The organism is Pseudomonas sp. R2-37-08W (assembly GCF_003851705.1).
GTDB lineage: Bacteria > Pseudomonadota > Gammaproteobacteria > Pseudomonadales > Pseudomonadaceae > Aquipseudomonas.
The window spans coordinates 2,267,984-2,292,182 of sequence record NZ_CP027728.1 but is presented as its reverse complement, the minus strand read 5'-3'; the positions used below and the strand labels follow the sequence as shown (position 1 = coordinate 2,292,182).

Here is a 24,199-nt window from a genome sequence, read left to right as displayed (position 1 = left end):
AGCTCACCATTCGGGCAGCTCTTCAGCCACCATGAATATTTGCTGCATATATTCCTGAACCATAAATTTCGTCGAAAAAACACGAGATTGAGCCTCTGTGACACTCTTATATAGCGCTGTATCTTGGAGACTATCCTCTTTAAGGCGCTGCAGGGTCAAGGCCAAAACTGCAGCCTGGGTTTCAGTGGTGCGATAAGGATGCGCTCCATCAGCCTCAAACGCGCGTAAGCACTCGTAAACTGTTGCGCCGCTCAAACCATCGTCTGCTATAGCCAATAACCTCTGGTAGAACGCTTCGAAATTAGGATCATCCAAAGAGGTTTTGGATAGCGCACCAACTTCAAGCACACGCTGATCCAGGTCAAGGATCGCTTCTTGAGCGGCGAGCACGGCCTGGCTACCAGCGGGGCGAATGGCACCAATGTTCATTCCGTGATCCCTTTATTCAAACAAATCGACTCATCCAACCCGGTAAACCGCAAAATAGCAGACCGGACCTCGCCGGAAATCCGCCCGCACTGCTCCGTCAATAGACCTAATTTCACCATCAATTCCGGGGCCAGTTCTTCGCCGATAGCCCGACCATTCAGTTCGGCAAATTGTTGGTCACAACGAAATCGGTAATATTCCCCGTCGACGAATTCGACATTCATTGTGCCACTCCAATGCAAGCGTAGACGAGCCACAAACTCCTCACCACACGCATCCAAGCGTTGAGGCAATACCACGGTCATAGCTTGGTCCGAGCTGGCGTCGGCTCTGCCCTCTTTCAGCCATCTGGCAAACATGGCCTCCAAACACTCAGGCCGGCCCAGCAAGTCTGCGACTAAATCAACAGCAGTACGATGCAAGATCACCTCTAGACGCTTCTGAAGAGCACTTGCTTGACCCACTGCATGTACGACATCTTGCGCCAGGGCGCAGACGCCCTTGTCATACCCTTGGCGAAAAGCATGCTGATGAATTGCATCCGCTTCGCACTGAGCCGCGTGGATACGGCTATTGGCTTGAGCAATCGCCTGGTCAAGAATGTCGACGGCCTGCGTTTGCTTCTGCAGATGCACTGAGGCGACCCAGACGCTATCCTCAATCAGAAGGTTATCGTGAATGGGAATAATTCTGATCATTTTGTAGAGCCAATTTAAAAATTAATAGATCAGCAGAAGGTATCGGCTGGGTTCCCTGCAGCTCGACTATTTTCTCAGGGAAGAGTAGCGGCAGCCGTGCTACCAGTGCCTCAGGCACCCACTCTCTCCACGCCAGCAATGCGGAAAGCCCACATGCCTGGACTTGGGCCACAGACACCAAAGACGTTTTTTCCTCTTCGCGGGCTTCACGAAGCTTACAGGATGCGAAGGCCTGGGCTTGCTCAGGCAGGCATAACCAAGTCCCTCCTTGCGCCAGGTGTTGACGCAATTGCTGCGCCCCCAGAGCCAGAGCAATATGAGGCAGGCGGTGCCAATATCTCACCCAATGCGCATACACAGAATCAACCTCCGGCGTAGCCGGCATCGCATTGGGTAGTGCGTCAAGAAAAATCCCATTAAGCGCGCTCCGTTGCCGCGCAGAACTAAGATTGATTGTCCTGCTCAGACGACTTGGATGTAGGTAGGCCAAAGGATCAAACATGATATGTCTCAACCGCGGGGCAAGATCCATCACAGGTCCGCCTTAGTTTGGCGTCGCTTTACTGACCAATACCAATAAGCACTCGATAGGCCGCCTAATAAGACCATCAGAATCAGACCGCCCAGCAGGTAATTCTTATTATGATTCGTGGGTGCCGCTGAAGGCGCAAAGTGCTGAATTTCGCTTTTAGGTGAAAGCACAACTGAAATATCGTCGTAACTGACATCCGAAAAACTGTTTTTCAAAAACCGCTTGATATCACCGATCAATAGTTGTGAGTCTACACCCCGCTCATGCACGATCAGGGCAGAAAGATGTATGGGCGAAGCCTTACGGCCTCCTTCCCCGGCATCCAGGTCATAACTGACGTGCACCCTGGCCCGGACAATCTTTTCCAGTGTGGCCAATGTTTGTTCCAGGCGTTGCTCCAAGGCTGAGAACAATCTGGCTTTCTCTGCTCGGGGCGAAGCAACCAGCGAATCCTGTGGGAACATTTGTGCAACCTCAAGCCGAGGCTTGGGTGGCAGGTCATGCAATTGTAACAAGTCAACTGCAGCGGTAAAATCCAACTGGCGGACGTGGACGCTATAGCCATTCTTGCCCTGATCGACTTTGACCGCCTCAATATTGTTACGCTGCAGTACAGCGATAACAGCATTTATCTGGTGCTGATCTAATCCGTCCAGCAGATCCGCCTGACGACAGCCTACCAACCCCAAGAACACCAATCCGAGTAATAGCCACCGCAGTATCATGAGCGCATCAATGCCTCAACGGCCCCCACGGCCTTACGTGTAAGTGTACTGACCATGGAGATATCGAGATTATAATTCGCGGTTTGCTGTTGCAGTTCGAAGAGAACCTCTGGGTCGCTGAGCATTCCCGGACGCGACAAAATTGAGTTGATTGCGGATACATAGTGTTCTGCTTCCACGCTTTTTTCAGAAAAGGCCTGGATAAGCCGGCCTTCCAAAGATTCTGACGCATCACTGGCGGGGTTGTTTAAAAAGCTCACCTGTGCGCCAGGAGAAGCGATTAGTTCTAAGCCGGACATAAATACACTCTACACTTAACCAGCCCCGGTACGGGGCCCCAAGATGTGAAAAAAGGAGACCAATTAAGCACTAACGGAAGTTTTGAATAATCGCAGCATCAATATCTTTGAATACCTTTACGGTGTTCGATTGTGCGTTACGAAACAAATTATACTCCGACAACCGAGCTTGATAATCAGCAAGTAGGGAGGGATCTGAAGCATCACCCTTTAGCTTATCCAATGAAGCATCCAATGCCTTTTTAAGATCCGTCACCGACTCATCGAAATCTTGTGAAACTTCGGTCAACCAGCCGCTAGGCGCTGCCGGTTTAGGGCTATTAGTGTTTGCCATGTTTTATTACCTCAAATTTATTAAGTCGGTGCGGGAAAATACCAAGAAGACGGACTCATTTTTATATAACCTTGTGAACCTAGCTGATAGGACTTGCCTTTCAACCAATCGTCATCGAGTTCTAGCGCAAATGAAACATAACGTCCTCCCCATTGCTGATAAAACGACTCAACCAGCTCGCGTACGTTATTTAGTTCACCGTCATTCAACGCACCTCTAACCTTAAACGTGACGCCAGCCGGGTGATGCATTCGTTCAAATGGAACAGCCAAGCGCTGCAAACCATCTTTTGCCAGTGCCTCTAGCTCCAGGTCGCTGCGTCGCTCGATTTTTACTGACTGCACATAAGGCATGTCCTTTAACAAGAAAGTCCTAAGCGCCTCGCCAGCGGCCAAGTCTAAGTGAGCACGCTCCTTACTCAGAACCAGACGGGGAAATTCAGGATTACTCAGATCGAGTCGATGGAATGCTAAACCGGGGTAATGACGAAGCAACTCGCCTTCAACACGCTTTGCTTCCTCGCGTATCGACATCACATCGATGCCAGTACTATTGTTTCGCATCATGACCTGTCGCCCCCAGCTCAGCTCGCGCTCGCTTGAAGCAAACATGTAAATCTTGTCATCGCGGCCTTTAATAATTCTGTAAGGGCTGCTGACCCCGCCAACGACAGACTTCACACTCACCACTGGCGTTGGCCGGCTTTCCCACCAGAAGCAGGCGATCAATACTACGCCACTTAGTAGCATCGCAATTACGCTCTTCACCGAGAGCCTATTAGAAATTGTCCGTGCAAACGTTTCGGGCGCAGGCTCGTCAAACAAACCGTCAACCCAGTCTGCATCCAGCGGACGTAAAGCAATACGCAAACTACCTACACTGTGAATGACTTGATAAGTTAAAGATCGCTCTACTACTTCCTCACCGAATATACGCACCATGACGCCAGACTGTGCAGTTTCTTCAACAAGCACTTCAAAATTACTACTACTACCCTCCAGCGGTATATAAAATGAGTGCTCAGGAAAGGAAACGGCTGATTCATCGTTGAAAAATTCTCTTTCCATACCGACGACGAACAGGTTTTGTTTATCACGCAACTCATACTCACAGCCGCACAGCGGCCCATCCAGAACACGTAGCACGCAACCGAAGTCCGTGGTGCCTTGCTCTTTTTCGCCTAACAACATATTGCCCTTCCACCGTTTTACATCGCGCGATATGGACATAGATTAATGCCAACTCGATATTAAATCTTGATGGATAGAAGTATTATCCATCAAGATTCAAATCACTGCGCATCATGTGATAACGCTCCTGGACACGCTTGGCATAACGCTGCCGTGACGTTGCCCTAGAAGCAGAACCTCCAGCGTTGTAAGCGCCGACAGCTTCCCAGCTATAGCCAAAGCGCCCAATAAACTCTTTCAGTATTGAGGCACCCACAGCGATGCTCAAGCAGGGGTCATTTAATAGTCGGCCTTCGTCGATACCCATCTCACTGAGCCACGGTAGATGGCGACTATTGATTTGCATTAAACCAATATCCCGCGAACCATCATGGTTATGATTCAGCGCATCTGTTCGCAGCGAAGACTCGACTTGTGCTATAGCAAAAAGAAGCTCTGGTTCAATGTCGTAGGACGCTCCCACCTGTTCCCAGCAGAAAGCATCCGCCCAAGAAGGCCTTGTCAACAGTAGCAGGCCGACCAAGAGATATCGGGTCAAAGCAGCCTCCCCGCGAACCTGGCCGATTCTCGCAGGCGTCTTTGGCTGACAAGACAAACAGGACACTCTTCAAATAACCTGGATCCACCGGACAATGGTGCGGCGCTCGAATGGACTGCAAGTTCAACTTTTTTATATATTCTCATGCTTAGGCAGCACTCCGACTCGCCCCAGAAGTGAACCGTTCAATAGGCTCTGGAGCGGAGGGATTCAATCGGCGCAGTGTCAAGGTGCCGCACTGGTTGACCAGCTCTAAACACATACGTCGACCGTTCTGCAATCCACCCAGCTCATCCAGCATTTGAGTGTCGCAGATAAGTGCGGTGACAATAGACGGCGCGTGAGCGGAATCTGAACGACCACTACTGGCACCATTCGGGGTTAACTTCACAGAGTGCGCAATCGCGATCGAGTGCGTGGTTTCAGGTATGGATATAACAGGCCGAACAAACCGATAGCCTTTGCCATAGATGGTTGCGATATAACTTTTGCTATCTGACGAGCGCAGTATTTTGCGCAAGATATAAATACAACGGCTAAGAGACTCCTCCCCCACCGCCTGATGTGGCCAGATACTATCCAGCAACCTATCCTTGCTCAGCTCCCGCCCCTCAGAGGCAAGCAATAGTTCAAGGAGCCTGGATTCTTTAGGAGGCAAATGAACACACTCACTGCCTAACCAAAGACCTCTGTTTTTTCTCCAAACCCACTTCCCAAATGCCACATCTTCAGTAAAAGAAGGATTAACTATGTCAGTCACTTTTCTAACCTCGCCAGTATAATGCGCCGCCAAAACGACTACCCAAAATCGATGGAGCTATACTAGAGGCAAGAAAGGCGCCGGGTGGATAAGAAACGACCACAATAGCGCCGGAAACATCCAGTACGACACAAGAAATTTCTGACGCACTAGTAGCGCACAGGCTCATAGAATGATTGATGCTTAAGTTGCATAATTGGATTTTTTTATTATTTTAAGACGCTTTACGGCATTACTTTACGTATTTTCGTTCAGCGCGAGCGCTGTTTTAACGTGCAAATACATATCCTCCACGCTATGACTAGTCGCTACCAGCGACACATTCAAATCAATTTTAAATACCTCATTCAACTGCAAGCCTATATCAATCAAGTCTAACGAATCCGCCATAAGCTGCTCAATAATTAGTGTCTTGCTAGTTATCTTTTCTTGAGCAAGTCTGAAGTGATAGGCTAATAGTGCTCGTAGCATACTAAATACTGGATCAATTTCATTCACCCCCCGCCCTCCACCTCATATTACTGCGCTTGAACAAGCCGTGAAGTTGATCACTCAAGGAACGTGAATAATGCTTGCAGTTTTTCTATTGTTTGCCTCACGCTTTCATAGTTACGTCGCATTTTGATATTGTTATTTTCAAATGACTTCAACCCACTTTTCAGATCCAATGCAAATTTATTCATGCGGCCGCTGTTCAGCATTTGACTTAACGTCTCAAAACTGGCACTGGAAAGACTTTGGGTATCATCAAAGTTACTCAAATCTCGCTTAAGCAGGTTAACAGCATGCCGTTGGTTCTTCGTGTCAGTACTAGAAACCTGCAAAGAGTAACTCACAGCCTTGAGTATCGCAGTCAGGCTCTCGCGCGCATCGAGCATAATACTGCCGCGTTTACTAAAGTCCCGATCAGTCCAAGGTGCGTATGTTACATTTCCAAAACTCAATACACTCGCTGGCGAGTTTGGATTGAGTTTATGTCGGAGTTCAACATCATCATTTTTTTTATCGCGTTCAGGGCTGTTGAGAGTCACCCGATCAAGGGTATCATTTCGATCTCCGTCAAACTTTTCAATTAGCGCTCTAACTGAACTTTTACGATTCAACGGCGACTGTGACGGCGACGACGGCGGCGGCGGCGGCGGCGGTAGCGAATTCAGCTCTGCAACATTCGTCTTATCGTTAACGTCCTGCGGCGTGTCTAGCGCATCAGTTCCAGCAGGTATTGATTCATCAGGCACGCTCTGATCTGAAGTTTTTTTATTTATGGCAGTTGGCTCATGGCTATTTGCCGCGCCTGCCAGAGCTCTCAATAAATCTGCGCTAATATTAATATTCTGCACATTTGAGTTCGTGATTCCTGGTGTGCCTGGCGCATTTTGGCCTCTTCTTTCGGGCGCGGAGGTCGAGCGATCAGTCCCAGAGCCACCGTCGCCCACCTGCTCTTTCGGCGATTTCTCAATCAGTGAACGGCGAAGATCCACCTCGGTCATTACGCACTTTAATACCTCAGATAGTGAAAAAAAATCCAGCACACCGCCAGTTTTACCCTCTGTATTCGTTCTCCTCAGACTATCCATTGTCTCAGCGGCCGCCTGGCTCATGATTTTATCTGCAGGCAACACAGTATCAGTAGGGATCGAAACCCCCCTATTTTTCAAATATGCAGAGATAGCAGGCTTACCAAAATTTTTATTAACATCAGCATAAAAACCGCTGGCTTCTTCATAACGCACCTGCTTCGCCACAGACTGTTTTAAAGCATCAAAACTTTCAACCAGCGAGGCAGACTTTGAGCCAGACGCAATAAGCGAGACTGCCCCTTTTAATTTATCTGCATTATCCTGCAAAAAGGCATTAAGCTCACTAAGTAATTTCTCGGCGACTGAAGGCATATTGGCGGCAGTCACAATTATCACCCGCTGCAAATCGTTCATTTCACGCAGCTGCGAAGCGCTAAGCTTCTGGTAACAACTATTGGCCTCGGGAGAAAAATGTGCCCGCCTGTAATTTGACGCTAACTCATCCAAAGCACCCTTCAAATTACTATGCTTTTCAAGTACTGAGTCCACTGACTCCGCGCCCACTAAATTTCTTAATTGATGTTGACGCACTGTAGCGCCAGCACCTGATGAAAATTTTACTTGTTTGTCTGTATTAACCCCTCTAGCCAACTTTCCACCGAGATAATTTTGGTTATAAGAGTTATCTCTGGGATACAGTCTGGCGATATTTGAAGGAAAAATTGATTCCATAGAGCCACCTACTTCAAATTACTCATAATCTGATTATTGGTCTGTTCGATTGCGCTAATGCTTGATGACAGCGTTTGAATAAAACTTCTCACCAAGCTTGCTGCAGAGTCCAGTTTGTTTGTGAACTGTTGAAGCGTATTTTTTAGCTCTTCCTCTTGGCTGCTAAAAGCTGTTTGCCAAGCTGAATACTTCGCTGAGTCAAACCGAAACCAGTCTCCCGGCTCCATATGACTACCGTGATTTGGCATCATGTCTATCATTTTTTTTAACGGAGTAAGATCCATCATTATTATGCATCCGCCGTCGTCATTCTCAATGATAACCCCTGAACCAAGCTCTGAGAGCCATTTCTCCGCTTCTTCGCGGCTTACGACACTTACATAGCCGTCTTCCTGAGGTGGATATAAAACACCTGTAGGTTGATCGCTATACTTTTCGATCATGGCGTCCAATGCGACCTTCATGGCACCAAATTCGATCCTCACTTCTGATTCGCCAATACCCTCGATCCAATGCGACATCTCTGCTGTAATTTTTTCATTAAAGTCAGAATAAAATTCAGCGTACTGCTCAACAATAAAGAAATAAGATGCTTGATATTCTTTATCCAACTGATCAATAAGTTCTACAATTTTATCCTCCAAAGTTTTCTCAACCTCACTGCTTCGCCCCATATCTGACGATCCTATAGAACTTAATTGCAACGCGCTATTTATCGGTTTTATATAGGCCTCAAGCCTCCCCAAATCAAAAGCACCAGAATACATTGCCTTCTTTAGATTTAACAGCGCACTGGTTTTAGACACAAATGCCTCTTCCAGCAATTCCCTCAGCTTTCGAGAGCCATCATCGTTATTTATATCAACCAATCTCAGCTTGTGCTGAAGTGCCTCGACGCTATTCGACCATAACTGTACACTGCGCAGAAGCTCGGGGCTTTTGTTCTCAGCCCGGCAGCTTTCCACTCCCCTTGTTGATTCGGCGCTAACCGCATCCGCGCGCACCGAATCGGTTTCACTTGCCCCATACACATTGGATGAGCGCGTCGAGGCCCCTGTAAAAACAGCTATATCAGACATACGTTACCTAATTTCGACCATACCAGCCGATAGTGAAGTTAAATTTAAATCTTGCTAGCAATATGATTCAAAGCAGCCACATCTGCTTTTCGATAACTATCATAAAGTTCAAGTAATTTCCTGATCAGATCGCGGCTATAGCCTTCTTCCGTACTAGACGACTGCGACAGCGAGCCCATCACCGAACTGGCCGCTTCTTTAATCATCTGATCTGCCTGCAGGGCCATGGCTTCAATCTGTAGTGCGCTGTTCATCGTCATACCCAGCACTTGCCCACTACTCATCAGCGTTTGCGCTACCAGCTTTAGCTTTTCCGCTTTGAGCATGACTTGCTGGTGCATCTGCTCCAGTTCATTAACACGCGCCTGATCATCAAGCAGGTCGCGCTTCATGATTGCTCGCTCTTCCGTTGTCGTCTGGTGCCCACTCGGCGCGAGTTGCATTTCTTCGGTGCCCGCTCCTTTGTGACGAGTTAATGATTTAAGATTATCTTGGGGATTAATTTGAAGTCCGCCGGAATCAATGGTCAGATTCTTATTTTGAATCTTCAGCCCCAGGTCATTCGCGGGCATTTTATTCTTTTTCAGCGTGACACTTTCTGTATGAATTGCTTTAGCAGAAGCGACAGCACCACCCACCGTCATCGAAAGCGACGTTGCACTGTTGGCAATGGCCGCATGAAACAGTTGTTTACCTTCTTGAACTTTGGCCGCCGCCTTTGATAGCATCTGTTCGAAAGACATGATCGCATAGGCTGATTTTTGTTTATCTTTGGCGGCCCTCGCCTCGAACTCGACAAACAATAACAGTTGATACAGCAGCGCTTGTCGCCCTGTCAGCGTCAGCGGGTCCAGGAACGCCTCAGTTTTTTCCGGTTTCTCAGTTGCGGCGCGAACGGCTTCTGCAAAATCGCTCTCGATGGATACCTCGGTTGCCTGGCTGATTTCCCCGACATTCCCGGTTTTAGGGCCGAGCTTGTCGGCCAGTCGTAAAGCCTCAGGCACCATCTCATACAATGCAATCCTGAGCTTTTGTTGCTCAGCCAGTGTGGGTAGCTCAGCGAGTCCGGCTTCCTTGATGAAGTTCAGCATTTTTTCTATTTGCGGATTTTCGACAGTTACCTGTGCACGAGAGATTACTGCATCGGAAGAAAGCGTCTCAGCGATCGCAAGACGGCTTTCGTTATGTCGGCTCGCATCAACCGCGTTGGTGTTTACAATGGGCCCTTGAGAGGCGGATCCAATATTAATAGACATAGACAAAGCTCATTAAACCGAACGGTTAATTTTATTAACGACTGAGTGCGCCACTGCGAACTGATTTTCCAGATTATCGATCGCTTTCATAAACTGACGCTGCACGTCCTGGACTGCCTCGTGGATCATTTGGATCAATTTAGTCAGCATCTGGTGAAGTTGCTCAATATCCGCGCGACTCAACTCAACTTCAGACAAGGCTTCAGCAGCCTTCATTTCACTGTGCCCCTTGACGACATTCATTGATGCCGTAGAGGTCGCGCCTACGGTTTGAACGCCCGTGCTCATACCATCAAGTATTTTCGAATATCGCTGTATTGAAGCCGCATCACTCTTGAGCCCAAAAAACTCACGCGCCTGGGTGCCGACCTTACTTACAGCTTGGCCCATGCCACGCCCGGCCCCACGTGCGAGTTGCTTGACTAGGTCCGGTACCAGCTTATCCATCAATTTGCCAAGGGCTTGCTCAATGCTCTTCTTGATGCTGCTCTGGGCTATCTTCGCCCCTACTTTGCCGGCAGCAGCGCCGCCCAGGACGACAGCGCCCACCATTGCTGCCGCAGCGAGAATGGCGCCGGTAATCATGCCGATCATCTCGGCTGCCGCCGAATCCACACCCACAGCTTTTAATAACTCGGTGATACCTTTGCCCAACGCTTGAACGATAGGGTTGAACACATGCTCCATGATTGGATTGAGTGCGGCCTCCATAAAGGAGAAGTCAAACAGTGCCTTGCTCACCATATCGCCGGCCATGAGTGCGAGCCCTACAGCTGCGACTGCCAGACTCGCGCCACCTGTGAATACCGCGCCCACGACACTAATTGCCGTAAGGATCCCACCCAATACTTTCCCCAGGCACCCCATGGCCTTTTGCATTTCTTCGGCCTTGCGTACCTCTTCCAGGTACTCGTCGGACTTTTTCTCCAGATAGGCTTGGCGTGCCTTGCTCATTGATTTGTTAAGTTCAAACTGCGCCTGGTTGTCCGCCTCGATCGCCTCCGACATGATTTGCGCAACGCTCAACATCAACTTAAGCAAGAGCCCGGTATTATTTAAGGTTTTTTCAGCGTTGGCACTGTCTGGCCCTGTCAGGCTTTGCTTTCCTTCCAGTTGCTCTTTCAGTGCTTCAGCTTCAGCCTGCTTGGCATTTGCCTTCACCAAAGCATCGTTGTGCGCCGAGGTAGCCGCTTTAACTTGACCGCTTGCCTGGCTCAGTTGCTTGGCTGCGTTATCACGCTTGGCCTGCGCCGCTGCATACAGCGGATCATCCGGATCCATTGCATCCAATTCGGCTTGCGCATGATCCAGCGCACCCTGGGCCGTTTTCTGAGCGCCGAGTGCGCTGTTCAGGTTTTTTTCAGTTTGTTCGGCATCCGTTATTGCTTCGGACGCAGCGTCCACGGCGCCTTGAAACTCCTCGGAACGCTTGGTGCTACTTTCTGCGTGCGCGGCGGCGAACGATCGCAGGATTTCCAGATTGCGCTTAAGGGTAGCCGTGGTGACCCCCTCGACAAGCTCCATGACAGCCGCGAGCACGAGCATGAAATGCTCCTGGGAACTCATGCCTTCTTTTTTTTCATTTTGTACCGGCATACGCAGCATCGGTGCAGACGGATCAAATCGGCCTTGCTCCGTGGACTGGCCCAAGACCACAGTCGCCAATTGCTGCGCCGAGTCTTGCGCCCGCCGGACAAAGTCCGGACTGGCGAAACTTGCTTTCTCGGTGTCCACACGCTGCTCCTGATTCAGGTATGCACCCACAACCCGCGTATCTCTCACCGCATTGATATTATTCATCATCATCCTCGTTAGCGCTGGTAGCTGCAGCCTGGCGCATCGCGTCCAGATAGATCTGTGCCTTTGCGCACAACTCAGCGGTTCCTCGCTCAATGACCAGTTCAAAACATCGTCGAGCCTTGCCCACTCTTCTCAAGGCAAGTTGACATTGCCCTGCATGCAGCATCGAGCTGTAATCAGCTTTGCTTTGTGCAAACACTACCGTGTACATATCCAAGGCTTTTTCGAAGCGCTTCTGCATTTGGTATACAGCGGCGAGCCCCATCCAGTAATCGGTATTGTTAAAGTTATAAATGCACAGGAACCGGAAAAACTTTTCCGCGTCTTCCAATCGTCCCTGACAGTAAAAATCATAGGCATAGCCGTAGAGGCTCTCCATTTGCCCTTCTGAAATACCATGCAGGTCCTGCAGGGTTGCGCCCTCCAGAACGGCTTGCATTACATCCGCTGCTACTTCGTCATCATCTGACATCTGCGAACTCATTTACGTAACTCCTTTGCCGGTTCGCCGGACAGGTTCATTAAGCCAAGCTCTAGCTTTTGGTTCATTCACAAATCACTCATACGGAGGGCTCAGGCGTTTTCCACCTGCTCAAGCCACAGCAACAGCCGCAGCACTTGCTCGACCTCGTCCAGTTTGATCAGGCTGTAACGCGTGTGCGTTTTGAAGATACGCCGCGCCAACGCCACATCAGCCACCACTGGCACCCCCACTTTTTCAGCGTAACGACGCACCGCCAAGGCTCGCTGATTGGTTTCCATCACGGAGATAAAAGGAATGGGCAGTACTTCTGGGTTCATATAAATACCCACCGCAATATGGGTAGGATTAGCAATGACTACCTTGGAGTTGCGTATATCTGATTTGATCTGCTCGGACAGTAACTCTCGATGCAGTTCGCGGCGCCGACCTTTCGTTTCAGGGCTGCCTTCTTGCTCCTTATGCTCATTCTTTACCGACTGCTTATCCATTCGATGTTCCTTGATGAACAGGAAATATTCGATCAACATATCCAGCAGTACGATCAGTACAATGCAGGCAAGCCATATAAGCATCAATGAAAGTAAGAGACTGCCCCATATAGCAAATAGCCCTCCAAGGGGCGCGTAGACGAGCGAAAAAATCCGATCACGTACAACCTGCCAAGTAACGCTTACCGCGACAACAAAGCTGATGAGGTATAACAGCGATTTAATCGCTTCCTTGACGGTACGCAGGCTGAATAGCTTTTTAAAACCATTTACTGGGTTGAGGGCCCCCAGGTTCAACTTCAGCGCTTCGGAGGCTAACTGGAACCCACTGAGCAATAAACTCGGCAGGCCGGACGCAAGCAAGCAAACTAGTATGATAGGCGCCACAACTTTAAACGCGTGTAAAGCAAGGTCCGTTATATAGACCGATGGGGCCAGGCTGAAACCGCTTTGAATATAGCGCCGGTAGAGCGCCATTAATTCCAGCAACGATACGCTGCCCACTAAAAAGGTAATGCCGCACAGCATCAAACAGGTAGTCACCAAGTCTTTGGACTTAAATGTCTGGCCGCGCTTTGCGGCGTCCCGTAGGCGTTTTGCTGTGGGCTTCTCGGTTTTTGAAGACGCAGACATTTAATCGACTCCCGCGTCTATCCAAGAAGCAAACCCAAGTGAATTATGAGCGAGTCGGAGAATTTCATCTGGCAAGTAAGCACCGAAATACAACAGAACCATCAATAGTGCGATACTGCCTTTAATCGTCAGCGACACTGAGAAAGCGTTCATCTGAGGTGCAAAACGCGACAACAAGCCGAGCACGACTTCACTGAGCAATAGTACGGTTACGACGGGTGCACTCAATAACAGGCTACGGGTGACCAAGCCGTCAAGCATTCCTAATACAGGCGGGAGGCCAGGCAGGCATGCCCCAAAGGATCGCAGAGGTGATAACTTGCTTTCAACGTTTCAACCATCAGCAGCAAGCCGCCACCTTCAAGGTAAACCGCCGCTGCAAATAAATTGAAGAAGTTCGCCAGTTCTGAGGTATCCACACCATTAGCGGGGTCTACAGTACTGCTCAGCATGGCCCCGCGCTGGTTATCAATCAGACAACCGAGGGCATGCAATGCCCAGAACGGCCAGCAAAGTAAGCAGCCGAGGAGCACGCCGACGCCTGCCTCACGCAGCATCAACCCCATGTAGTGCAAGCTATCCATGGCCGGCAACTCAGCAGCGGAATACGGCCAAAGCGCAAATGCCACCAGCACAATTACAGCGTTACGAGCCACACCGGATAGCACACCGCTATTGAGGAATGGCAGCATGAAAAACACCGGGGCCAATCGTGCAAACCCAAGGGCCGCCCCGGCCAACCAGAGATGTAAATCGAAGAATAAGGGCAATACCATACATTAACCTGTATGGCGCAACGCCAAGCGGAACGCTTCACGAGAAAAGTTAAGCAACGTTTGCCCGTACCAGCCAGACAACATAAACATACATAAACTGACCGTCAGCAATTTGAAACCGAAGGGGAGCGTCTGTTCTTGCAACTGGGTCACTGTCTGGAACAAACCAACCAGCAACCCCACCACCGTCGCGGCAATCACGGGAGGGGCAGAAAGCATGAGGATCAAATAAAGCGTTTTGTTCCCGACAAACACCAAATCGTTCATTGGGCGTCTCCCTAAAAAGTCAATTCAAGATATTGACCAATCAGCCCTGTGGAAAGCAGGGTCCAGCCATCCAATGCAACGAATAGAATGAGCTTTATCGGGACCGATATAATTACCGGACTCATCATCATCATCCCCAACGCCAGCAAGATACTTGAAATTACAAGATCGACAATGACAAAGGGAAGATACAAATAAAATCCGATTTTAAAGGCACTTTTTATTTCGCTTAGCGCATAAGCTGGCAACAACGAAAATAAAGAGGCACGCGGCGCCTCGGCGTCGGCATAACCTTGCTCTCTCTCTACTCGATCCTCTCGCTCAAGCTGGGCGCGTTCAAAAAATTGCGTTAACTCAGGATCGGTGTATTTTTCCAAATAGGCACGGTATTCCTGCAGACCGGTATCGGTGAACTCGACGACTGCGTCGACGCTGTTGAAACTAACCGGGTGCTCCTGGTAATAGCTATAAGCTGACTGCACCACTGGCATCATTACGAAAAACGAGAGCAGCAACGCAACGCCGTTCAATGTCATATTTGAGGGTACTTGTTGCAACCCTAAGGCGTTACGCAGCATGACGAAAACGATCGAAAACTTTATATAGCAGGTTCCTGACGCAATCAGAAATGGCAACAGTGTCGCGAACGACAGCAGTGCAATCATTGAGATGTCATTCGACATGCTCGTTACCTTCAATAAACAACTCCATTAACTCAACGCCCAGGCTGCCATCGAGTTGAACTAATTCTCCTCGCGCCAAGCGAAGGCCATTGGCTCGCAGCTCAACACTCCGCTCAGCACCTGGCACGAGGGGCAGAATCCCTCCTTCGTTCAGTGCTTTCAGCTCGCTGAGGTCAAGTACGCTTTCTTGCAGCACAAACTCCAGGCGCACCGGTAAATGCCCCAGATCAACGACCGGATTAAGCCTGTTTTTTTCATGTGTCTTTTCGAGCGTGTGCACCTGTATTCCCTCTCCGGTTAGATCAAAGTGGCCAAGGCGACGGCCCGCCATGATGAAGTATTGCGCCTTATCGGCCAGTAACAGTACGCCGCCCTTAGCCAATCGACGCAGGATAGGCATACTCACGTCGGTATAGCCAAGTACCACACTTATAGGAAAAGATAATTTCGTTAGTCTGTGCTCAAGCGAGTTATTCATCGGTGTGAATATCTCAGGCAAGGCCGATAACCAAAGTTGACCAAATGGGGTCTGTATACTGGGTAATTTTTTAACGCCGTAGTCCGCTCCTCTTTGTATCTCGCACGAAATAACACGTTTAATCGCCAACTCATTAAACGGCAAGTCCAGCGGTTGGGGCGATGCAGCAAATAATTCAACAATACGTTCGTTAGTTACCCCCTGCGGCGCATAGCCTGCGAGGCCAGGTACTGCCGCAGCCAGCCATTCACGGGGTTCCAACAGACCACGCCAGCGGCCTTGCAGCGCCTCGGCCTCGAAATGCAAATACTGCGTAGCAGAGCACAGTGAAGCGGCCTTCAACTCATTACCAGCAGAACCCCAAAGTGCAAGTAGACGCTCGTCGTTGCGCTCTTTCGGATCGTAACGACGCAAGGACAATTGTCTCATCCGCTTTGCTCCTCGGCCGACTCTTCTTCTTCGTAGCGATGCCCGTTTCCTCCGCCCTGGCCTTGATCCTGAGTCAATCGCCAGGAGGGCTCACGCGCCGCCGGAAAGTGGTGTAATAGCTCACGATGAAGCCCTGGATCATTGCTACTGATCTGTAGCCGCATGCCGGAATCATGCTCCTGTCGTTGCACCACCACTTGGCCAAACGCTTTTGGAGAGTTGAACTCATAAACGAGTTTGCTCCCCCCTTCGATCGGTGCAGCTTCCGTTTGTATGCGCTGCTCCCCTGGGAGCTGCGTACGCGGCTGAGGCCCGACGATTTCGGAGGGAGTACTTCCAATACTCAAGTAAGCGCCTGACCGCGCAGCAGGGATCGACTGGACAAGCTCAGGTTGTGATGGGGTGTCATTAGTCGCGGTTTGCGCTGTGGCTAAGCTCCAGACGTCGAGGCCTTGGTGAATAACCACCTGGTCACCCGATGCCCGTTCCACGGGGCCATTCATTACTGGTATCGCTGCCGAAACTCGCTCATGTACTGGCTTTTCCACGGCGATCCTTTTCACCTTAGAGGCGGCAGCGCCCGCCTCTACAAAACGTTCAAGCGCTGGCCGATGAAACTTCAAGCGCGGCGCTGGGCTCTCCACCTGTTGGAACGAATCTACTGCGAACTTTGAGTGGTGAACATCTGATTCCAGTGCTTGCGTATTTGCCGGTGCTTTTATCGAGCTCAATGGACTCTTTTGTACATCGACACTCACCTGTACTTTTTGCGCCTTATCCAGCATATTTTGGTCGCCGCCCGCGAAGACAACAGGGACATGCGCCAACAGCGCTCTCAATGTTTCCGGCAGTTGATCAACTTGGTCTTTTATCAAGTCATCCTCCCTAACTGCGAACTCTAGAGCTTGGTCGAGCTGATCCGCAATAGCGTCACCCTCAACAGACAGTGGGACCACTTTAATGCTGGGGGACGGGGGGATATTTACTTCGCCCATGGGGTTAGCTCCTCCTGTTCTAGTTCATCACGGCACAATGCGGCGAGCCTACGCGCACGCTTAAGTTGCACCAGCCGATGTTGGTATTTCTGCTGCTTTTTCACACACACTAGGTACGCTTCACGGGCGTTGGCCAGTTCCGGTTCTACTATCTGCTTATCGGCCAGCAACCGAGAACGCTCTAAGGCGAGCACATGCATCTGGCGACGAATAACTGCTTGGCGGCGCTGGACCTCGAACAGCTCTCCCCTGTCCAGCCGTTTTGAGCTCGGATCATGAGAAGCTAATAACGCCTTCAAACTACATACACGCTCATCCATTTCATCTACTTGCCTTGAAAGACGCGTTATGCGCTCACTAATCCGAGCCATGTTGGCCTCGTGGCGCCGTTGGCGCTGCGCCACACCTCGCAGCAAGCGGGTCATACCATGAATATGGCTCACAGCTGCTCCTGTATCCGCCTTTCTCGGCAGCTAATACTGGGGGGTCAAGCCGCTTTAAGTCTTGATTGGATATTGATTGGGGAAAATCAACTCACCAAGCATTGCAAACTATCCAGTGTCTCGCTCCACGCACACTCTTCAGCCATAGGTTGGGACAACCATTCGCGTATTGCCTCCGAACGGTCCATGACGAAATCATTTTTAGCATCGAGCCCAGGCTTGTACTCGCCTAGATCGATCAGTATCTGCAGATCGTCAAGACGCCCGAGCATCTCCCGCAATTTCGCTGCCAAGCGCTGATGGTCTGTATCAGTAACTTGAGCCGCAACCCGACTGGCACTGCGTAATAAATCGATCGCGGGGTACTGGCCTTTTTCCGCAAGTGTACGGCTGAGGTAGATATGACCGTCGAGGATAGAGCGGATCTCCTCAGCAATAGGATCAGGTTCGTCATCGCTTTCCAGCAGTACCGTGCAAAAGGCCGTGATGCTACCGCTCTCTGTTACGCCTGGCCGTTCCAGCAGGCGCGGTAAACAATCGAATACAGAGGCTGGATAACCCCGCCGAGCGGGTGCCTCACCCGCCGCCAGTGCCAGGTCTCGCCGTGCCCTGGCATAACGTGTCATGGAGTCTTGGAACAACACTACCCTCCCCCTTGATCGCGAAAGTATTCGGCAACGGTGGTTGCCAGCAGCGCAGCATTACAGCGATCAACGGATGCTTGATCAGAGGTTGCATAAACGACTATGCAGCGACTGCGCTTGGGTGAAAGGCGCAATGCCTCGACAAACTCCGTCACTTCACGACCTCGCTCGCCGATCAAACCGATGACGAAGACATCCGCCTGACAATGTTCAATTAACATATTCATCAAGGAAGTCTTACCCGAACCGGCGGATGCAAAAATGCCCACGCGTTGCCCGACACCGCAGGTTAAAACGCCATCGATCGTGCGTATGCCGGTTATCAGCGGTTCACGCACTGATCGGCGCTGAAAGTAAGGCGGAGGGTCAGCGTCCAGTGGTAGAAGCACGCTCTCCCTGCCGCTTGCCGGCTCCGACAGACGTTCGACAACTTGACCACTGGCATCAATGACCGTGCCCAATAATTGCGCGCTGCAATTGAGCTGGGCGCCCCCCCCGTGGGCAATAAGATGGATTCGCGGGATAAACCTCGCGCTTCACCCAACAGGCTCAGTAAAACCGTATCCGCGCGAAAGCCTATGACTTGCGCCTTAGCGACGGACGTCTCATCCAACCAGTGTCGCCGCACCTCACAGAGCTCGCCAATAACCACATTGCGTAAACGCGCCTCTAGGATCGGCCCCGCGGCTCGTTGTGGATGAGCGCCGCAGCGCAGTATTGTGCTACGCTTCACCGACGAAGAGCTTCACTGCAATTTGTAAGACTTTCTAGGAATTGATCGAGCGCCGCGGCCATATGTTGGGGATCGCCCAATGCCATCTCACCGAGCAATACTCGCAGTTCCAACACACCATCAAGATTCAGCAGCTGTGCCTGCCGAGGACGCGCATAGTCGCAAGCACGCATCAACTCAGTCAGCAGCGCATCCGAACAGTAGGATATCTGGGAAGCAGAAAACTCACCCAGTTCAGACCAGATCCAAAAGTCATTATTTTCTGAACCAATATAAACGCTCGGCAGCCCGTCCAGCTCCAAGGCAATAGTAGAGTAACCATCAAAATTACCGATCTGGCCCCCAGTACAGCCACTATGTTCCAACGCTCCTCGTACGAGCACACCAATATCTAAATTCATGACTTATCCTTATATCTGTTGTAGAACATCAACCGACACACTGTCGGAAATTTCACCAAAGGACATAACATCTAATTCCCGATAACGCGCTTCAACAAGACGCTTAATATAGCGACGCACGTCGACAGAACAGAGAATCACCATATCCTTGTGCGGAATTTTAACTCGATCCATGGACAGCACTAGGCGATCCAACAATCCATCACTGTCGGTGGGCTCCAAGTTTAGAAAAGAACCATTTGACGTTTGCCGAATGCCCTTACGCACTACATCCTCAAAGTCTGCCGATAACATCAGGGCCCGCAACTTACCCTGCACGGTAAATTTATTACTGATGTAACGCGCTAATGCCCCACGTACGTGTTCCACTAACGTCAATACATCTTTTTCTCGAGAGGCCCAGTGGGCGATGCTTTCCAAAATGAGCTTCATATTGCGTACTGAAATACGCTCAGAGAGCAAACGCTGTAGGATTTCAGCGATTTTCTGCACGCTGGCATGCCGATAGACTTCCTTGAGCAAGTCGGGATATTTAGCTTCTAACTGGTCAAGTAATGTCTTGGTTTCCTGCACGCCAAAGAACTCGTTGACGTTGCGCGCCAAAAGCGCAACCAGGCAATGATAGGTTTCATCGTAGGCAGGCCTCAGGTCGTAACCCAGCGCGACGAGACGTGTCTTGTCTTCCATCCCCGCCCAAATCGAGACCTGCTTATTACTGTCCTGACCCACCGTAAGGTCCAGCCCCAGACCTTCAAGCTCATCAGAATGGTTAAGGACGCGCAACCGCTCAAAATGAATATCGAACTGATCTGCGCGCACCTCGTTGATCAGTACACATACCTGGTCAACGGGCATATTTTCGACACTTCGCAGGCTCAAGTCGGGGATACGCACTCCATAATCGATAAAGAACTGGCTACGTATGCGCTCTCCAAGGCGGTGCACGCGCAAGTCTTCTATTTGCGTCGGTGCGACCAAGAGAATAAGAGGAACGGTTTCACTCGCAGTGGCTTCCAAATCTTCGATCAAACCCAGTGCACCTTCCTCTCTGGCACTACCCTCTGCCGTACCCGAATCGGATGAGATACCGGTCTGCGCCTTGAGCGTAGCCCTGTGACGGAAAAAAAGTAATAACCCCAGCGCCAGTGCCAGTACGGCAAATGTCAGTGTAGGGAAACCAGGAAGCAAGCCTACAGCCAGGGCCAACACCGCAGTTACGCCGATCACAAATGGATGGCCAAGTACCTGGGCAACAATGTTTCGACCTAGATTCGCATCATCACCATTGACGCGGGTCACAATAAAGCCAGCGCTGATAGCGATGAGCAAAGCCGGTATTTGGGCGACTAATCCATCGCCGATGGTCAGCATGGTGAATGTCGAAAGCGCGGTTGAAAGGTCCATCCCCAGCTGCGCCATACCGACGGCGATACCGCCGATGAAGTTGACGAAAATGATGATTATCCCGGCGATAGCATCGCCTTTGATAAACTTCATGGCGCCGTCAAATGAGCCATACAGCTGACTTTCACGCTCCAGCACACTTCTTCGTTCGCTCGCCTCGTCAGAGGTGATTGCCCCGGCCTTAAGATCGCCGTCGATACTCATTTGCTTGCCAGGCATCGCATCAAGGGAAAACCGCGCTGCAACCTCTGCAACCCGCTCCGAACCCTTTGTAATGACGATGAACTGCACCACCGTCACAATTGAGAAAATGACGAACCCCACCACTAGGCTGTCGCCAATCACAAACTGGCCGAACGACGCAACGATATCGCCTGCGTCAGCCTGCGTGAGAATCAAGCGACTGGTGCTGATGGACAACGCCAAGCGAAACAAGGTTGTAATCAACAGCAACGAAGGGAATGTCGAGTAATTAAGAATCCTCTCAATATAGAAAGAACCCATGAACACCAAAATGGAAATGACGATATTCAAGCCAATTAGAAAGTCCACCAACGGTGTTGGCAGTGGAATGATCAACATGGCGATGATCATGATCATCAATGTCAGGATCAACAATTCCGGACGCGACTGAATATTGCGTAGCAAAGAATTAAACATAAGAGCGTAGTGCTTCCACGTTATAAACTTTCGGGCAGCAGCGCCGCCGGGCTAAGACTTCCGTTTCAAAAGCGATGCTCATCAAGACCTCAAACCGCTCTTGCAGCAAACCAGGTATCTCGTCATCCTCGTATAATGCTGGCGGCAAAAGAGAACATCCGCGTCGCACCGCCCCCAGTAAAGCCGCGCGTTGATGCGGTTCAGCCAGAATCACCGCCTCCCCTAGCACTCCATACAGCAATTCGTCCAACTCTTCGGGCGCCTGCAACAAGCCAATAAGGAACAGCAACCAGTCAGACTCGCAGCCGTTGTAACGCCTGGTTATTTCGTCTCCGAGCATCCGTCCCACGAATAGAAGATCAGCCGAGCGTAGGCATTTGAGCTGATTCAGCTTCTTCAGTAGCTCGCCAAACTCAGTTTTAGAACAGCTCGGTTCCTGAGCATCTATATCGGTTAGCAGCGCCGCCTCGATAAAATCCAGCACGATGGTACGCTGCGTATAACCATACAGCGCGATCCAATTTTCATAGTCCAAGACTGGCCCATGTTCATTTTCAAGAAACTCACGGTAGCTTTGGCGCAAAAAACCCGGCTTGAGAGCCATTGCCTTGCCAAACAGTTTTGCCTTCAACGCGCAATTGATACCCGCCCGCAGACGCTTGGGCGGCGCTTGGGCCACCAATGTTTCCAGCATCTGCTCAAGCTGTTTGCGCTGAGCCTTATCCAGATTTCGACGCCGCAATAATTCACTCAGAACCAGCGCCAGGTCGCTGTCATCAGCGAACAGGCTACGTGCTTTTTGAAGCAATAGTTCAAGCGACTGCCCGCCCGATTTGGCAATACTTAAAATCTGTTGGACCCTCGGAAGAAGGTCTTCTTCGAGTACACGCTCAAAACTATCGCTAAGACTTTCTCCTTTGCTCTCAAAGCGACGACGATTCAACAAACTGCGCATCCCTGTTGAAAGCTCATCAACGCTCTGCATAAATTTTTGCAGTTGCGCGCCTGGCGAGGTGTCCTCAATCTGGGAATCAGCTCCATTCTCGGCCGCTGCCTGAGACTGTTGCGCTTTCGCTTCTCGACTTTCTCGCTTGATATGCAGTTGCTGTTGATGCTGAGGAGAGCGCCCGGCCGAGGGTATAGAGGTAACCATCAGCGGCCTAACGCCTTCAGAAGCTTGGCATCCTCTGCACCCCAACGCCCGGAGTTCGCTGTCCCAGTCAGCACATCTCCATGTGATTCAAGAGGGGAAGTGATTTCCTTCGGTTCGATCAAAAAGACCCGAACAGTATTCGTTTGCCGGGACTGCCGATAACTAAACAAGCGCCCAATAAACGGAATAGAACCGAGCACAGGGATCCGCCCTATTTGCTCACCGCTCTCGTCTCGAGTGTAACCACCCACCAACAGGCTTTTACCAGCAGGCACACGCGCCACTGTACTAATATGGGTGCGCCCTACTGTAGGTAAAATAGCACCTTGGGTTCCGTTTTCTGCCTGCTTAACTTCATTGCCGTCTTCAATACTCAACGACATTTCGATCTGATTATCAGCAGAGAACCGTGGCAACACGCTGACCAAGGTACCGTACGTTATGTGCTGCAGCTCCACACTGCGTTCACCGATCAGCTGCGTATAGAACGTACGATTATTATCAAAGATGGCCGGCGTATTTTCCTGGGTAAGTAACACGGGACGTGAAACCACACGAGCCCGGTCTTTTCGCTCCAGTGCAAGCACCGATGCGACGAAGCTCTGACCATCTAGGGTACTGAGGGAACCTCCATTTAGGGAAACAGAGATATTCCCACCTAAGTTTGCCGAGCCCTGCCAGCTCACGCCTAACTGATCAAGATCTTCTTTTTGCAGATCAATAATCCACAACGCAAGTTCAACATGGCGTTTCTCTTCATCTAGGGCCCCTACAAGATTTTCTATAAAGCGCACTTGTTCAGGCAAGCCCTTGACCAAAAGGCTGTTATTATCTGGATAAGCCATGACACGAATATTCCCGGCCGCTAGTTCCCTTGGAATAATACGGGGCAGTTCGCTCGCGTCTTGCGGAGCTTTCTCTGCCAGCTCCTTCAGCGTAAAATCCGACAGCTTTGTTGAGCCCGGTCGGGTCGAATCCACCCCCTCAACCGCCCGCTGCTCATTACGCAACAAACCCTCAATAACGGTTGCCATACCGGGAATGACCACATTGTTGTCACGCAGCGCATACGAGCGGTCGCCGACGAATGTATTCTGCAGACGAATCACGCCAATACGCTGTCGCCCCAGTTCAAGATCCGAGCTGTTCTCATCCATCAGCTTGGCAGCTTGGCTAATCAAATCTACGTAAATGGGTGGCCCGGAAATATAAAAAGTACGTAGACCATCGCTGCGTAAAGGGAACCGCGCATCATCCAGGCCAGAACGTCGCAGAAAAGCATTGAGCTTCGTCACTGTTATATTATGCAAGGAAACAACCGCTCTCTTTGCCTCAGAGGCCTCATACAAATAGATCGATTGACCATCGTCATACCAGACCAAGCCCATTTGTCGAGACAGCTTTCCTAGCAAAACCTCAGGCTGCTTGAATACGAACTCTCCGGTAATTGTTCGGCGTGCAGCGCCTTTACTCACGACCACCGGCTTCCCCAGCTCGCCTGAGAAGGCCTCAAAAAAGGTTCGCAAATTATCTTGCCGCGCAACGTACCCGTCAGCGGCATATACACTGGTAACCGAGGTTAGAAAAAACAAAAACCCCAAGCCTAATCTAGTATGTAACTTCATTATAACACTGT

The 24,199-nt window shown here is 50.4% G+C and carries 25 protein-coding genes and 2 pseudogenes; all 27 read right to left on the bottom strand.

Annotated features, from left to right (window positions below; all coding sequences use genetic code 11):
• Nucleotides 1-3 precede the first annotated feature (3 nt).
• A complete protein-coding gene (locus C4J93_RS10775) occupies nt 4-429 on the bottom strand; it encodes a hypothetical protein (protein WP_124362278.1) in 426 nt (141 codons plus the stop codon).
• On the bottom strand, nt 426-1,127 hold the full coding sequence (locus C4J93_RS10770; RefSeq protein WP_124362277.1) for a hypothetical protein: 702 nt from the start codon (nt 1,125-1,127) through the stop codon (nt 426-428). The genes C4J93_RS10775 and C4J93_RS10770 overlap by 4 nt, the downstream gene beginning before the upstream one ends.
• Nucleotides 1,099-1,629 (bottom strand): secretion system protein, encoded by a 531-nt coding sequence (locus C4J93_RS10765; protein ID WP_164485247.1) that lies wholly within the window; start codon nt 1,627-1,629, stop codon nt 1,099-1,101. Before C4J93_RS10765 ends, C4J93_RS10770 begins: the two co-directional genes overlap by 29 nt.
• 29 nt (nt 1,630-1,658) lie before the next feature.
• Entirely contained in the window at nt 1,659-2,384 is a 726-nt protein-coding gene (locus C4J93_RS10760) for an EscJ/YscJ/HrcJ family type III secretion inner membrane ring protein (protein ID WP_124362275.1), read from the bottom strand.
• Nucleotides 2,381-2,683, bottom strand: a complete 303-nt coding sequence (gene sctI, locus C4J93_RS10755) for a type III secretion system inner rod subunit SctI (protein WP_124362274.1) — start codon at nt 2,681-2,683, stop codon at nt 2,381-2,383. The genes C4J93_RS10760 and sctI overlap by 4 nt, the downstream gene beginning before the upstream one ends.
• Nucleotides 2,684-2,753: 70 nt before the next feature.
• Entirely contained in the window at nt 2,754-3,017 is a 264-nt protein-coding gene (locus tag C4J93_RS10750) for a type III secretion system needle complex protein (RefSeq protein WP_124362273.1), read from the bottom strand.
• Nucleotides 3,018-3,037: 20 nt separating this feature from the next.
• Complete coding sequence (locus C4J93_RS10745; RefSeq protein ID WP_164485246.1) at nt 3,038-4,207, bottom strand: PrgH/EprH family type III secretion apparatus protein; 1,170 nt, start codon at nt 4,205-4,207, stop codon at nt 3,038-3,040.
• 82 nt (nt 4,208-4,289) lie between these two features.
• Entirely contained in the window at nt 4,290-4,745 is a 456-nt protein-coding gene (locus tag C4J93_RS10740; RefSeq protein WP_124362271.1) for a transglycosylase SLT domain-containing protein, read from the bottom strand.
• 148 nt (nt 4,746-4,893) lie between these two features.
• Entirely contained in the window at nt 4,894-5,505 is a 612-nt protein-coding gene (locus tag C4J93_RS10735; RefSeq protein ID WP_256660166.1) for a winged helix-turn-helix domain-containing protein, read from the bottom strand.
• A gap of 237 nt (nt 5,506-5,742) precedes the next feature.
• Complete coding sequence (locus C4J93_RS10730) at nt 5,743-6,003, bottom strand: phosphopantetheine-binding protein (protein WP_124362270.1); 261 nt, start codon at nt 6,001-6,003, stop codon at nt 5,743-5,745.
• 50 nt (nt 6,004-6,053) lie between these two features.
• The gene (locus tag C4J93_RS10725; RefSeq protein ID WP_124429288.1) at nt 6,054-7,757 is read right to left on the bottom strand and encodes a hypothetical protein; all 1,704 of its coding nucleotides are present in this window, start codon (nt 7,755-7,757) and stop codon (nt 6,054-6,056) included.
• 8 nt (nt 7,758-7,765) lie between these two features.
• Nucleotides 7,766-8,836, bottom strand: coding sequence for an IpaD/SipD/SspD family type III secretion system needle tip protein (locus C4J93_RS10720; RefSeq protein WP_124362268.1), 1,071 nt, complete (start codon nt 8,834-8,836; stop codon nt 7,766-7,768).
• A gap of 44 nt (nt 8,837-8,880) precedes the next feature.
• Nucleotides 8,881-10,092 (bottom strand): IpaC/SipC family type III secretion system effector, encoded by a 1,212-nt coding sequence (locus C4J93_RS10715; RefSeq protein ID WP_124362267.1) that lies wholly within the window; start codon nt 10,090-10,092, stop codon nt 8,881-8,883.
• A gap of 12 nt (nt 10,093-10,104) precedes the next feature.
• On the bottom strand, nt 10,105-11,892 hold the full coding sequence (gene sctE / locus C4J93_RS10710) for a type III secretion system translocon subunit SctE (protein WP_164485245.1): 1,788 nt from the start codon (nt 11,890-11,892) through the stop codon (nt 10,105-10,107).
• Complete coding sequence (gene sicA, locus C4J93_RS10705) at nt 11,885-12,376, bottom strand: type III secretion system translocator chaperone SicA (RefSeq protein WP_124362265.1); 492 nt, start codon at nt 12,374-12,376, stop codon at nt 11,885-11,887. Before sicA ends, sctE begins: the two co-directional genes overlap by 8 nt.
• Before the next feature lie 89 nt (nt 12,377-12,465).
• Nucleotides 12,466-13,497 carry an EscU/YscU/HrcU family type III secretion system export apparatus switch protein gene (locus C4J93_RS10700; protein WP_124362264.1) on the bottom strand — a complete coding sequence of 344 codons (1,032 nt, stop codon included), beginning with the start codon at nt 13,495-13,497 and terminating at the stop codon, nt 12,466-12,468.
• Nucleotides 13,498-14,273, bottom strand: a pseudogene (gene sctT / locus C4J93_RS10695) (type III secretion system export apparatus subunit SctT).
• Nucleotides 14,274-14,276: 3 nt separating this feature from the next.
• Nucleotides 14,277-14,540 carry an EscS/YscS/HrcS family type III secretion system export apparatus protein gene (locus C4J93_RS10690; protein ID WP_124362262.1) on the bottom strand — a complete coding sequence of 88 codons (264 nt, stop codon included), beginning with the start codon at nt 14,538-14,540 and terminating at the stop codon, nt 14,277-14,279.
• Between the two features lie 11 nt (nt 14,541-14,551).
• On the bottom strand, nt 14,552-15,223 hold the full coding sequence (locus C4J93_RS10685; RefSeq protein ID WP_124429286.1) for an EscR/YscR/HrcR family type III secretion system export apparatus protein: 672 nt from the start codon (nt 15,221-15,223) through the stop codon (nt 14,552-14,554).
• Nucleotides 15,213-16,130 carry a FliM/FliN family flagellar motor switch protein gene (locus tag C4J93_RS10680; RefSeq protein WP_124362260.1) on the bottom strand — a complete coding sequence of 306 codons (918 nt, stop codon included), beginning with the start codon at nt 16,128-16,130 and terminating at the stop codon, nt 15,213-15,215. Before C4J93_RS10680 ends, C4J93_RS10685 begins: the two co-directional genes overlap by 11 nt.
• Nucleotides 16,127-17,125 (bottom strand): hypothetical protein, encoded by a 999-nt coding sequence (locus C4J93_RS10675; protein WP_124362259.1) that lies wholly within the window; start codon nt 17,123-17,125, stop codon nt 16,127-16,129. The genes C4J93_RS10680 and C4J93_RS10675 overlap by 4 nt, the downstream gene beginning before the upstream one ends.
• The gene (locus C4J93_RS10670) at nt 17,113-17,568 is read right to left on the bottom strand and encodes a hypothetical protein (RefSeq protein WP_124362258.1); all 456 of its coding nucleotides are present in this window, start codon (nt 17,566-17,568) and stop codon (nt 17,113-17,115) included. The genes C4J93_RS10675 and C4J93_RS10670 overlap by 13 nt, the downstream gene beginning before the upstream one ends.
• 86 nt (nt 17,569-17,654) lie before the next feature.
• Nucleotides 17,655-18,945: pseudogene (gene sctN, locus C4J93_RS10665) on the bottom strand (type III secretion system ATPase SctN).
• Nucleotides 18,942-19,346: a hypothetical protein gene (locus C4J93_RS10660; protein ID WP_124362256.1), complete on the bottom strand. Its 405-nt coding sequence runs from the start codon at nt 19,344-19,346 to the stop codon at nt 18,942-18,944. The pseudogene sctN and the gene C4J93_RS10660 overlap by 4 nt, the downstream one beginning before the upstream one ends.
• A gap of 9 nt (nt 19,347-19,355) precedes the next feature.
• Nucleotides 19,356-21,410: an EscV/YscV/HrcV family type III secretion system export apparatus protein gene (locus C4J93_RS10655; RefSeq protein WP_124429285.1), complete on the bottom strand. Its 2,055-nt coding sequence runs from the start codon at nt 21,408-21,410 to the stop codon at nt 19,356-19,358.
• Complete coding sequence (gene sctW, locus C4J93_RS10650) at nt 21,403-22,563, bottom strand: type III secretion system gatekeeper subunit SctW (protein WP_256660165.1); 1,161 nt, start codon at nt 22,561-22,563, stop codon at nt 21,403-21,405. The genes C4J93_RS10655 and sctW overlap by 8 nt, the downstream gene beginning before the upstream one ends.
• Nucleotides 22,563-24,188: a type III secretion system outer membrane ring subunit SctC gene (gene sctC, locus C4J93_RS10645; RefSeq protein WP_124429284.1), complete on the bottom strand. Its 1,626-nt coding sequence runs from the start codon at nt 24,186-24,188 to the stop codon at nt 22,563-22,565. The genes sctW and sctC overlap by 1 nt, the downstream gene beginning before the upstream one ends.
• Nucleotides 24,189-24,199 lie beyond the last annotated feature (11 nt).